This is a genomic window from Clostridium sp. KLE 1755 (assembly GCF_000466465.2).
Taxonomy (GTDB): Bacteria; Bacillota; Clostridia; order Lachnospirales; family Lachnospiraceae; genus Eisenbergiella; species Eisenbergiella porci.
Window position 1 is genome coordinate 57,838 of record NZ_KE992746.1, and the last position, 11,574, is coordinate 69,411.

Consider the following 11,574-nt stretch of genomic DNA (forward strand, 5'->3'; position numbering starts at 1 on the left):
AAAAATTCCCCTTAATTTGGGGACTTTACAGGACTATCAAAAGACGGGGCAAACCATTCAGAACCAACATTTTTTCTTTCAGCTATAATCATATTATTCCGCCTGCCTGAATGAATATAATACTGATTCCGAATATGTTTTAGCGCAATCATACCCTGCACCTCATTATCTCCCTCAACAGGCAACTCATATGCCTCATATCTGTTTAACAAACAAAAACCTCAGTGAATATCTTCACTGAGGTTCCTAACAGGGCTACAAGGATTCGAACCTTGAAATGACGGAGTCAGAGTCCGTTGCCTTACCGTTTGGCGATAGCCCTATCTGTATTTTGTACAAGCTTTTTTTGCCGCTTGCAAGAATAGATTATATATGATTCCCTGAAATAATGCAAGTACTTTTTTCATATTTTTTTGAAAATTTTTCAAATTTTTTTATTTCAGCAAAAAGCGCTTAAAAAATACTCTTTCCGTCAAAAAACACCGCCGGATTTTCCGGGCAAACAGCCCCCGGCGGTTCCAAATGAGAGCCGCCGGGGCCCTTTTCAGAGCTTAAACCCGTTCTTTTATACTTCAAACATCAAATCGCCATAGGTAGGGAACGGCCAGTCCGCTTTATCCACCAGCATTTCCAGCTCATCCGCAGGCGCTCTCAGCGCTTCCATGGCGGGCACCACCACATCCTTATAGCGGAATGCCTGCGCTTTCACATCTTCCATGGCGAAGGCCGCCGCCTCTTCTCTCTGCAGCACCTCCAACGCTTCCTTCATCTCAGTAAGCTTGCTGTTCACCCTGGACAGAAGATCCGCCTGCACAACAGGCTCCACGCCTGCCGCCTTTACATCAAGCACTGTTTTTGCCAGCTTCTGGCTGTACTTTATAACCGCAGGGATTATCTGCTTGGAAGCCATGTCAATCATGGTCAGCGCTTCAATATTAATGCTCTTCGCATAGGTCTCATACTCAATCTCTTCACGGGATTCCAGCTCTGCTTTGGTGAAAATATGAAACCGTTCAAACAGCTTCACCGTTCTTTCCGTAGTCAGGGCGCCTGCCGCTTCAATCATGGACTTGATATTGGGAAGCCCCCGTCTCTCCGCTTCCTTCACCCATTCCTCAGAATACCCATTTCCATTGAAAATAATCCTGTGATGCTCGGTCAGATACTGTTTAATCAGATCATGCACGGCCATGTCGAAATCATCCGCTTTTTCCAGAATATCCGCCGCTTCGCAGAAAGCCTCCGCTACAATGGCATTCAGTGTAATATTAGGGCTTGCCACAGAATCCGCGGAACCTACCATACGGAATTCAAACTTGTTCCCCGTAAAAGCAAAGGGCGAGGTCCTGTTCCTGTCCGTGGCATCCTTGGGGAGATCCGGCAGCGTGGAAACACCGGTCATCAGTTTGCCGCCCAGAAGGCAGGACTTGGCTTCTCCGGTCTCAATCAGCTGTCTTACCACATCCTCCAGCTGCTCGCCCAGGAATACGGAAATAATAGCCGGAGGTGCTTCATTGGCTCCAAGCCTGTGATCATTTCCCACATCAGCAGCGCTCTGACGAAGCAGATCCGCATGGATATCCACAGCCTTCAGGATACAGGCCAGCACAAGCAGGAACTGGATGTTTTCATTGGGTGTCTCGCCGGGATCCAGCATATTCATGCCGTCATCCGTGGTGATAGACCAGTTGTTGTGCTTACCGGAACCGTTCACGCCCGCAAAGGGCTTCTCGTTCAGCAGGCATCTGAGTCCATGACGTTCCGCCAGCTTTTTCATCGTTTCCATTATAATCTGATTGTGGTCTACCGCAATATTGGCCGTTTCATAAATGGGAGCAAGCTCATGCTGCGCCGGAGCCGCCTCATTATGCTGCGTTTTGGCAGTGACGCCCAACTTCCACAATTCAATGTTCAAATCCTTCATGAAAGCGCCCACGCGCTCCCTGATAACTCCGAAGTAATGATCCTCCAGCTCCTGTCCCTTAGGCGCCGGCGCTCCGAACAGCGTACGGCCTGCGAAAATCAAATCCTCTCTTTTCAGATATTTCTGGCGATCCACCAGGAAATACTCCTGCTCCGGTCCCACGGAAGCCGTTACCTTGGTAGCTCTCGTATTCCCGAACAGCTTAACAATACGCAGCGCCTGCTCCCCGATTGCTTCCATGGAACGAAGCAGCGGTGTTTTCTTATCCAGCGCCTCGCCCGTATAGGAACAGAAGGCGGTGGGAATACAGAGAATCACCCCCGTGGCATCCTCCTTCAGGAAAGCGGGAGAGGTAATATCCCACGCCGTATAGCCTCTTGCTTCAAAGGTGGCCCGCAGGCCTCCTGAGGGGAAGGAAGACGCGTCCGGCTCTCCCTTGATCAGTTCCTTTCCGGAAAACTCCATCAGCATCCTGCCATTTTCATCCGGATGACCGATAAAAGAGTCATGCTTTTCAGCCGTAATGCCTGTCAGCGGCTGGAACCAGTGGGTATAATGGGTCGCGCCGTGTTCTACAGCCCAGTCCTTCATGGCCTTCGCCACAATGTCCGCGGTTGCAAGGGAAAGCTCCCCGCCCTGGTCCATGACCTTCTTCACCTCTTTATATACATTCTTGGGAAGACGCTCTCTCATAGTGCCCAGGTTGAATACGTTTTCGCCGAAAATTGCTTCAACGTTCAAAACTTCGCTCATTTTATCCTCCATTCCGCCGCCGCGAATTACGGCTTTCTCTCTAAATTTTCACGCCCGCAGTCCCGCAGGCATCCCGCATCCGTTATGTATGCGTTTCCTGACGGAAACCGACTTTCCACCTTCGGAAAAAACAAAGCTGCGCCGTTGCCATAACTCCCCGCCTTCCCCGGATTTTCTGCTGCCCATATTACAAAGTTCCGGCAGCCCGGGTTTTTTCAACTTATATTATCACAACTTTTTTATACTTGCATCAAAAAAATTAAAAACATGCCCCAAATCAGACAATATGCAGACAGTAGCCCGGAAAAAAGCGTTTTCCCCGGCAGCTGTTAATCGTTTTTAACCCTCAGGATATCATACTGTTCCGGCGCCGCCGAAAGCTGCAGGAATAAAACCTGCCTTGGATGAGGCGCGCTTTCCACCTCGTTTCCCTCCTCATCAAGAATACGTTCCACCTTAACGGGGATATTCCTTCCATCGGGCTTCATGATTTCTATTTCGTCCCCGGTACAGAACTTGTTACGCTGCTCGATTCTGGCAAGTCCGTCTTCCCGGACAGCGCCGACAATACCCAGATAAATATATTCACTGACATAAGTGTTATTGTCATAAATCTGCGCCTGCTCCGAAGGTTTGCCGAAATAGAATCCGGTAGTAAACTGCCTGTAGGTACATTTGGCGATTTCGTCCCTGTACCACGGCAGGTTATTCCGGTATTCCTCCTCCGAACGCAGATAATCGTCAATGGCCTTCCGATAGGTACGGGCCACGGTTGCCACGTAGAGGGCGGTTTTCATCCTGCCCTCGATTTTAAAGCTGTCGATTCCGGCCTCCATAAGCTCCGGAATATGTTCTATCATACACAAATCCCTGGAATTAAAAATAAAAGTCCCTCTTTCATTTTCATAAACCGGCAGATATTCGCCGGGGCGGCTTTCTTCCATCACCGCATATTTCCAGCGGCAGGGATGGGTGCATTCCCCCTGGTTGGCATCTCTTCCGGTAAAATAATTGCTCAGCAGGCACCTTCCCGAATAAGAAATACACATGGCCCCGTGCACAAAACTCTCTATTTCCATTTCCTCCGGAATATTCTCACGGATTTCCCTGATTTCCTCCAGCGAAAGCTCCCTGGCGGAAACGACTCTTTTCGCCCCCTGCTCCCACCAGAAGCGGTAGGTCATATAATTGGTGTTGTTGGCCTGGGTGGAGATATGGATTTCAGCCTCCGGCCATACCTGCCTGGCAATGGAAAACATGCCCGGGTCGGAAATAATCAGCGCATCCGGGCCGATTTCCCTAAGCTCCCCAAAATAAGCGCGGGCGCCCTCCAAATCCCTGTTATGCGCCAGGATATTGGCAGTGACATATACCTTCACGCCATTCTCATGGGCAAAACGGATTCCCTCCTGCATATCCTCTTTGGAAAAATTCTTGGCCTTCGCCCGCAGGCCAAAGGCTTCTCCTCCAATGTATACCGCATCCGCTCCGAAAATAACCGCGGTCTTAAGTACCTCAAGATTACTGGCCGGAATCAGAAGCTCCGGTTTTCTGTTTTTTTCACTCATACCGTTCTTATCCCTTTCCGTTACAGCAGCAGTCCGGATATCCAGACAGCCGCTCATGATCCGCAAAACGCCGGAAGAAGCACAATCAGCTCCCTCCAGGCGTAATTCAAAGTCCGTTATTTTTACTCTTTACACTGACGGCCACACCGTCTCCCACAGGAAGCACGGAGGTAATCAGCTCCGGATGATGCTTCAGTACATACAGGTATTCCCGCATACGGGCATGGATGGTCCTGTCCCTTCTGGTCACCGCGTACCGGGATTCCAGAATATCCCCGTCCTGGAGCACATTATCCGATATCAGCAGCCCGCCGTCCCTTAACAGGCGAAGCGTATCCGGCAGAAAATGCAGATACTGGCCTTTGGCCGCATCCATAAAAATAAAATCATAGCTTCCGCTTAACTCCCTGAGCACCTCTGCCGCATCACCTTCCAGCAGGTGAATCTGCTCTTCCTTCCCAAACCTGCGGAAATTCTCTTTTGCAATGGGAATTCTTTTTTCATATTTTTCAATGGTTGTGATCTGACAGCCCTGCGGTGCATATTCACTCATGCAAAGGGCAGAAAAACCAATAGCCGTCCCCACCTCCAGAATCCGTGCAGGCCTGTTAATGGATATCAGTGTCCTTAACAGGCTCTGGGTTTCCGTGCGGATAATCGGCACATTGGTTTCCCTTGCTTCCTTTTCCAGTTCGTTAAGATATGCCGGATTCCCCGTATCCAGGGAATTGATGAAGGCCGTCAGGCGTTCATCGGTTATCATAGGTTAACTTCCTTCCCCGTCCTGGTCCTCCTCCGAAGAGGCCGCCATAATCTGTATCATTTCATCCGGCGTCATGGAGGTGTTCAGCGTATAGGTTCCCGCTTTCAGGCCATCCTTATAGCCGGCCAGCTTCTCCTGCAGGACAAACAGGCCTGCGTCACGGACCAGCCCCGCATCCTCAAGCTTTTGCGCAATCACCTTCACATCGTCGCCGTTCTGAATCATAATTTCTATATCAGTTCCGGGGGCATCTGCCATCGGCGGTTCTCCGAAGATTCTTTCCCCGTATTCAAAGGCCATGCTTCCCAGACGGTAGATGACCATGACCACAAGTACGATTACAACGATTTTAATTACGGAATGCACCGCCATTCCCGCTGCCTCTTTTTTCTTCATCGACCGCTTTTTTCCCTTCCTACTCAAAATCCATTGCCTCCGCCAGTTTTACGTCAATTTCCTGCATCATACGGCAGAAAGCCAGTTCGGCATCCAGGAATTCCTCCACCAACGGGTCTTCCCTGAATTTCTCATATTCTCTCTCAAAAGCATCCAGCTTGTCAAGTAAATCTTCTGTCTGAACCGAATTCTGCAATTCAAAGTTACGGACGCGGTACTCGTCAATCTTTTCCCGCATATCGCCCGTATTATCCACTTTCTCGCTCTGTCTGCGGTATTCCCGGTATATGTCAGAGTCCTTTATCGCCTGGGCCAGCTGTTCCAGAGCTTTCTGTACTTCCATCCTTTTATCACTCCGTTTCACTCATCTAGACTTCCATAATGATGGGAAGTATCATAGGACGGCGTTTCGTCTTTTTCCAGATGAAATCACCGAGAGAATCCTTCACTGTGGATTTGATTTTGCCCCAGTCGCTGCAGCCGCGGCCTATGCAGTTGTCAAGGACATTCGTCATCAGGGCTCTTGCCTCTTCCATCAGCTCATCGGATTCCTTCACATATACAAAGCCTCTTGATACCAGATCCGGTCCGCTTACCAGCTGTCCTGTAGCGGAATCCAGCCCCAGTACCACGATCATGATTCCGTCCTCCGCCAGATGCTGGCGGTCCCTGAGCACCACATTGCCCACATCACCGACGCCAAGGCCGTCAACCAGAATGGAGCCAACCTGTACCTTGCCGGTCACCTGGGCCTTTTCCTCATCCATTTCCAGAACATCTCCGGAATTTATCATAAAAATATTTTCCTTGGGTATTCCCAGATCCGCCGCCAGCCTTGACTGCGCCTTACGGTGCTTGAATTCACCGTGGACAGGGATGGCATATTTAGGCTGTACCAGTGTATAAATCAGCTTGATCTCTTCCTGGCAGGCATGTCCGGATACATGGACATCCTGGAAAATTACCTCCGCACCCTTTATGGAAAGCTCATTGATTACCTTGGTAACCGCCTTCTCGTTGCCGGGGATCGGATGGGAAGAGAAAATAATAACATCATTGGGAGTAATGGAAATCTTCCTGTGCGCGCTTCCCGCCATACGGCTCAAAGCCGCCATGCTCTCTCCCTGGCTCCCCGTTGTAATGATAACGGTGCGTTCATCCGGATAATTCTTCAGCTGTTCAATATTAATCAGCGTATTTTCAGGAATATTCAGGCAGCCCAGGTTCATGGCAGTATCAATGATATTTACCATGCTCCGGCCTTCCACAACAACTTTACGGTTGTATTTATACGCAGAGTTAATAATCTGCTGCACCCTGTCCACATTGGAAGCAAAGGTGGCAATCAGGATTCTCTGATTGGGATGCTCATGGAAAATGGTGTCAAAAATGCGGCTCAAAGTCCTCTCGGACGGTGTAAAGCCGGGTCTTTCGGCGTTAGTGCTGTCGCACAGCAGAGCCAGTACGCCTTTTTTCCCGATTTCTGCAAAACGCTGCAGATCTATGGCATCACCGAATACCGGTGTATAATCCACTTTAAAGTCCCCTGTATGAACAACGGTGCCCGCCGGGGAGTAAATAGCGAGAGCTGCCGCATCCACAATACTGTGGTTTGTCTTAATGAATTCAATCCTGAACTGGCCCAGATTAATGGACTGGCCGAATTTGATAACCTTCCTCTTGGTATGATTCAGAAGGTTGTGCTCCTTGAGCTTGTTTTCGATAATTCCCATCGTCAGACGGGTGGCATAAACGGGGATATTCAGCTGCTTTAATACATAGGGGAGCGCTCCGATATGGTCTTCATGTCCGTGGGTGATCACGAAGCCCTTTACCTTGTCCACATTTTCCTTCAGGTACGTGATATCCGGGATCACCATATCGATTCCCAGCATATCGTCGTCGGGGAACGAAAGACCGCAGTCCACCACAACAATACTGTCCTCGTACTCGAAGGCAGTAATGTTCAGTCCAATCTGCTCCAGCCCGCCCAAAGGTATTACTTTCAGCTTGGAGCCGCCATTATTCACTTGTTTTGTTTTTTTCAATCAAATTACCTCCACATTCCTTACAGTACCCGTAGAGCTTCACCTCATGATCGGTAACCTTAAAGCCTGTCGTCCGCGCAATTTCTGCTTCCAGTTCGTCCAGCAGATCATCCTCCACGCTCATGACCCTGCCGCACGAAAGACAAATCAGGTGATGATGGTGATGGCTGTTTTTTTTCGTCCCCATATCGCCAATTTCATACCTTACAAATCCATCATCCAGGTTAATCCGGTCTATCAGATGCAATTCCATAAATAACTGTATTGTTCTATAAACAGTAGCCAGCCCTATTTCGGGACTGTCTGTTTTAACTAAATCATATATTTCCTCTGCAGTCAGGTGGGAATCCGGCTTCGATGCCAGCGCGTTCAGCACAACAAGACGCTGACGGGTTACCTTCAGTCCTTTTTCCTTCAGTATTCCTTTAATCTTTTCTTCATCAAGGGCCATGTCCACTACCTCCTACCGAAAAATTGCTGACCGGCAGGAAAGCTTATCCAACGTAACATTTCCTGACTGCTAATTTTCCCGGATTATTTTTCCAGGTCGATATCCTCCAGCATATCGGAAAAAATCTCGGCCACCGCATCCAGCTCGCGTTCATCCTCCACGATCTCATAGATGGCCTCTTTATCTTCAGGTGCTGAGATATCCTTCAGGATCAGGGCTTCCCCCTCTTCCTCCTCCGAATCCATGGAATCGGTTACCAGGATATAATCACAGCCTCCCAGTCTTGTCTGTTCCAATACGTAAAATTCAACTTTTTCGCCGCCGTCGGGGCAAAATCCAATCTTTTCCAAAATAACTTTCCTGCTTTCTTCTCTCTTACAGCCCGGTTTCCATCCGGACTTCTGTTTCTCCGGCATCCTCATCCGGCTCAGGCTTTTCCTGCTCCAGAACGCCATCCTGTCTGTTCTTCCTGTAATCCAGATAGCCCTGCAGTATCAGGACCGCAGCGATCCTGTCCACATGCTCTTTCCTGTCTTCCCTGCGGATTCCCGCTTCTATCATGGTGCGGTCCGCAGCCACCGTGGTAAGCCGCTCATCCCAGAAGGTAATGGGCAGCGCAGTACGCCGCATCAGCTTTTCCGCAAATTCCTTGGTCAGGGCGACACGGTCTCCCTCCGAATCATTCATATGCTTCGGATATCCCAGCACAATTTCCTCCACCTCATACTCCAGAATCAATTCCTCAATCCTGGCAAGCGTCTGGCGGAGTTTGTTTTCTTCTTTTCTACGGATAATTTCAATTCCCTGGGCAGTAATCAATAAAGGGTCACTGATGGCGACACCCACCGTCTTTGACCCGAAGTCCAGTCCCATAATTCGCATATTTACCATCCTTTTACGGGGTCCACCCGTTCCCGGCCGCAGCCCCCTGCCGTCCCGTCAGGCCGCGCTTACCGCTTGTCCCAGTTATTGTTCTTAATATACTCCTTGAGCATCTCTTCCACCAGCTCGTCGCGCTCCGCACGCATAATCATGCCTCTTGCGTTCTTATGGCTGGTAATATAAGTCGGATCTCCGGACATAATATATCCCACTATCTGGTCAACCGGGTTATAACCTTTTTCCGTCAGTGCTTCATAAACCGCAGCGAGGATAACCTTTACCCCGTTCTCCGGCTCTTTTTCCACCTTAAAATACTGCGTGCTGCCAAAATCCTGGTCCTGCATTTTATACTCCATTCCGTCTTCCGCCTGCCGTTTTCATATAAAACAGGGGGCGGCATTCCTGTCAAGATACCTGTTCCATTCTATCTTACTCTACTTTCCGGAAAATTTCAACGTAATTTAATGTGTGCAATAACGAATCCGTTTTTTTGTAATAATGCCTTTTTTATCTTCGGTCCGTTTTTTCCACATCCATACACAAAGGCACTCGCAGGGAAATCCTCTGTACAGGCCAGACGGAGAAACCCTGGGATCTAGTTTTCCAGCAGAAGGATATCCTCCTCAAGCAGCCTTACTGCCCTGCCGGATATTAACTGGTTTCCTCCCGCCTTTTCTGCCAAAACCGCCGCCTTCACATATGTTTCGGTATGGCCGATACGATACTCTTTTCCGTCAATTTCCCTGGCTTCTTCCGTGAGAATCGTAATTACATTCCCTATGTAGCCCTGTCTGTATGCCGCTGACTGCTGCCGCTCCAGCTCCAGCAGCCCGGCGCTGCGCTGCGCCTTCACCTGCTCCGGCACCTGATTATCCATGGCGGCAGCCACGGTTCCCCGACGCCTGGAATACTTAAACACATGCATTTCGAAGAAATTCACCTTCTCCAGGAAACGCTTTGTCACCGCAAATTCTTCCTCCGTTTCCCCGGGGAATCCTACAATCACATCTGTCGTAACCGCGGGATTGGCAAAAACACGCCTGAGAAGCGCCACCTTGTCATAGTATTCCTCCGTCGTATAATGTCTATTCATTCTTTTTAAGGTTTCATCACAGCCGCTTTGCAGGGAAAGATGAAAATGAGGGCACACCTTGGGAAGCGCAGCCAGGCCGCCGGCAAACTCCTCCGTAATAATCCTCGGCTCCAGTGATCCCAGCCGGATTCTTTCAATCCCGTCAACAGCTGCAATATCCCGGATCAGATTCAGCAGATACGCCCTTTCCATGGCTGTTCCCCGCAAATCCTTCCCGTTTTCCAGATAATCCCCATCTGTTTTATCAATGAAATCCATCCCGTAGGAGCTCAGATGAATCCCTGTCAGGACTACCTCTTTAACACCGCTTTCCGCCAGCCCCCTGATTTCCCGCAGCACATCCTCCTGACGCCTGCTGCGCACCCGGCCCCTGGCATACGGTATAATACAATAGGAACAAAACTGATTACAGCCGTCCTGGATTTTGATATAAGCCCTCGTATGGGCAGACAGCGCCGTCTCTCCGGACTCTTCGCCGGCACCAAAAGCCCCTCCGCCAACGCCTGCCGGATCCCCATCTTCAGGGCCGCGCCCCACGTTAGAACCGGCTTCTCCACCGATCCCCTCCTCATCCTGAGGCCTAAGCAGCGTCATCTCCTCATACGTCTCCTCCCGGCTGATATCCACTACAGAACGCCGGGAAAGCGTCTTCTCCTCCCACACATCACCACCGGATTTCCTCCCGCCGGCCTTCTCCCGCTTTGTAAGAAAGGCCTCCAGAATCTCCACAATATCCTTCTTCCTGTTATTGCCCACAGCCAGATCGATACTGCCGTCAAGCAATGCCTCTTCCTTCCCCGCCTGCACATAACAACCCACTGCCACCACCACCGCATCCGGGTTCATCTTCTTCGCCCGATGCAGCATCTGCCGGCTTTTCCGGTCCGCAATATTTGTCACAGTACACGTATTTACGATATATATATCCGCTTTTTTATCAAATGATACAATATCGTATCCTTTTTCTTGTAACTTTTGTCCGATTACCTCTAACTCATAGGCATTTACTTTACAACCCAAATTATGTAATGCTACACTTTTCATATTATTCCCCACTATTTTTGTCATGTTTGGTGCTTGACTTTTACCCCCCATCCCTTTAATATGTAAGCAGAAGGTATAAGATAACGTAACCGGTATGCCGGCCATTGTTATCCAACAAATAAGGAGGTAAAACAAAATGAAAACCGTTAAGATTTCATTAAATTCCATTGATAAGGTAAAATCATTTGTTAATGACATTACCAAATTTGATTATGACTTTGATTTAGTATCCGGAAGATACGTAATCGATGCAAAATCAATCATGGGCATCTTCAGCCTCGACTTATCCAAGCCGATCGACCTGAACATCCATGCTGAGGATAACTCTGACGAAGTTCTGGAAGTACTCAAGCCTTACATGGTTTAATCCTTCCCGCAACCGTCCAAGTTAAAACAAATGAGAGAAAAGGGCAAGAGACCACCCCACAAAAAAGAAGGGAAAGGGAACTTGTTCCTTTCTTTTTTTATAGCTACGAGCCGGGCGCAAACCCCAAATAAGAACTGCCCGAAATACAGATAACCGCCCTTTATTATCTGCATTTCGGGCAGTTCTTATTTGGGGATTTGCATGCGGCGACAGCCGCAAAGTTTCAGAATTCCCGCAGGGGATTCTGAAACCTGTCCGGCTCGATCCACCCGTGCGATGGGGCCC

General features: G+C 49.3%; 12 protein-coding genes and 1 tRNA gene. 1 reads left to right on the top strand and 12 read right to left on the bottom strand.

The window, feature by feature from the left end; genetic code table 11:
• Positions 1 to 250: 250 nt before the first annotated feature.
• From HMPREF1548_RS21795 to mtaB, 12 genes are all read right to left on the bottom strand, one after another.
• Positions 251 to 322: transfer RNA gene (locus HMPREF1548_RS21795), tRNA-Gln, on the bottom strand.
• 243 nt (positions 323 to 565) lie between these two features.
• Positions 566 to 2,677 carry a glutamine synthetase III family protein gene (locus tag HMPREF1548_RS21800; RefSeq protein WP_025488394.1) on the bottom strand — a complete coding sequence of 704 codons (2,112 nt, stop codon included), beginning with the start codon at positions 2,675 to 2,677 and terminating at the stop codon, positions 566 to 568.
• A 329-nt stretch (positions 2,678 to 3,006) separates the two neighbouring features.
• Positions 3,007 to 4,245 (bottom strand): peptidase U32 family protein, encoded by a 1,239-nt coding sequence (locus HMPREF1548_RS21810; protein ID WP_035323381.1) that lies wholly within the window; start codon positions 4,243 to 4,245, stop codon positions 3,007 to 3,009.
• Positions 4,246 to 4,351: 106 nt separating this feature from the next.
• A complete protein-coding gene (locus HMPREF1548_RS21815) occupies positions 4,352 to 5,008 on the bottom strand; it encodes an O-methyltransferase (RefSeq protein ID WP_021638771.1) in 657 nt (218 codons plus the stop codon).
• A 3-nt stretch (positions 5,009 to 5,011) separates the two neighbouring features.
• On the bottom strand, positions 5,012 to 5,431 hold the full coding sequence (locus tag HMPREF1548_RS21820; protein WP_146045262.1) for an endolytic transglycosylase MltG: 420 nt from the start codon (positions 5,429 to 5,431) through the stop codon (positions 5,012 to 5,014).
• Positions 5,424 to 5,747, bottom strand: a complete 324-nt coding sequence (locus HMPREF1548_RS21825) for a YlbF/YmcA family competence regulator (RefSeq protein WP_021638773.1) — start codon at positions 5,745 to 5,747, stop codon at positions 5,424 to 5,426. The genes HMPREF1548_RS21820 and HMPREF1548_RS21825 overlap by 8 nt, the downstream gene beginning before the upstream one ends.
• 25 nt (positions 5,748 to 5,772) lie before the next feature.
• The gene (locus tag HMPREF1548_RS21830; protein WP_025488391.1) at positions 5,773 to 7,452 is read right to left on the bottom strand and encodes a ribonuclease J; all 1,680 of its coding nucleotides are present in this window, start codon (positions 7,450 to 7,452) and stop codon (positions 5,773 to 5,775) included.
• Positions 7,427 to 7,903, bottom strand: a complete 477-nt coding sequence (locus HMPREF1548_RS21835) for a Fur family transcriptional regulator (RefSeq protein WP_021638775.1) — start codon at positions 7,901 to 7,903, stop codon at positions 7,427 to 7,429. Before HMPREF1548_RS21835 ends, HMPREF1548_RS21830 begins: the two co-directional genes overlap by 26 nt.
• Before the next feature lie 83 nt (positions 7,904 to 7,986).
• Positions 7,987 to 8,253, bottom strand: coding sequence for a DUF1292 domain-containing protein (locus HMPREF1548_RS21840; protein WP_035323384.1), 267 nt, complete (start codon positions 8,251 to 8,253; stop codon positions 7,987 to 7,989).
• Positions 8,254 to 8,278: 25 nt separating this feature from the next.
• On the bottom strand, positions 8,279 to 8,785 hold the full coding sequence (gene ruvX / locus HMPREF1548_RS21845; RefSeq protein WP_025488389.1) for a Holliday junction resolvase RuvX: 507 nt from the start codon (positions 8,783 to 8,785) through the stop codon (positions 8,279 to 8,281).
• A gap of 68 nt (positions 8,786 to 8,853) precedes the next feature.
• A complete protein-coding gene (locus HMPREF1548_RS21850) occupies positions 8,854 to 9,141 on the bottom strand; it encodes an IreB family regulatory phosphoprotein (protein ID WP_021638778.1) in 288 nt (95 codons plus the stop codon).
• Positions 9,142 to 9,380: 239 nt separating this feature from the next.
• On the bottom strand, positions 9,381 to 10,922 hold the full coding sequence (mtaB, locus tag HMPREF1548_RS21855) for a tRNA (N(6)-L-threonylcarbamoyladenosine(37)-C(2))-methylthiotransferase MtaB (RefSeq protein ID WP_035323385.1): 1,542 nt from the start codon (positions 10,920 to 10,922) through the stop codon (positions 9,381 to 9,383).
• Between the two features lie 136 nt (positions 10,923 to 11,058).
• On the opposite strand from mtaB, the gene HMPREF1548_RS21860 reads away from it, so the two are divergent.
• Positions 11,059 to 11,289: an HPr family phosphocarrier protein gene (locus tag HMPREF1548_RS21860; protein ID WP_009251471.1), complete on the top strand. Its 231-nt coding sequence runs from the start codon at positions 11,059 to 11,061 to the stop codon at positions 11,287 to 11,289.
• Positions 11,290 to 11,574 lie beyond the last annotated feature (285 nt).

Coding starts and splice junctions, on each gene's coding strand:
- HMPREF1548_RS21800 (WP_025488394.1), bottom strand. CDS start 2,677: ATGAGCGAAGTTTTGAACGTTGAAGCAATTTTCGGCGAAAACGTATTC.
- HMPREF1548_RS21810 (WP_035323381.1), bottom strand. CDS start 4,245: ATGAGTGAAAAAAACAGAAAACCGGAGCTTCTGATTCCGGCCAGTAAT.
- HMPREF1548_RS21815 (WP_021638771.1), bottom strand. CDS start 5,008: ATGATAACCGATGAACGCCTGACGGCCTTCATCAATTCCCTGGATACG.
- HMPREF1548_RS21825 (WP_021638773.1), bottom strand. CDS start 5,747: ATGGAAGTACAGAAAGCTCTGGAACAGCTGGCCCAGGCGATAAAGGAC.
- HMPREF1548_RS21835 (WP_021638775.1), bottom strand. CDS start 7,903: ATGGCCCTTGATGAAGAAAAGATTAAAGGAATACTGAAGGAAAAAGGA.
- ruvX (WP_025488389.1), bottom strand. CDS start 8,785: ATGCGAATTATGGGACTGGACTTCGGGTCAAAGACGGTGGGTGTCGCC.
- HMPREF1548_RS21850 (WP_021638778.1), bottom strand. CDS start 9,141: ATGGAGTATAAAATGCAGGACCAGGATTTTGGCAGCACGCAGTATTTT.
- mtaB (WP_035323385.1), bottom strand. CDS start 10,922: ATGAAAAGTGTAGCATTACATAATTTGGGTTGTAAAGTAAATGCCTAT.
- HMPREF1548_RS21860 (WP_009251471.1), top strand. CDS start 11,059: ATGAAAACCGTTAAGATTTCATTAAATTCCATTGATAAGGTAAAATCA.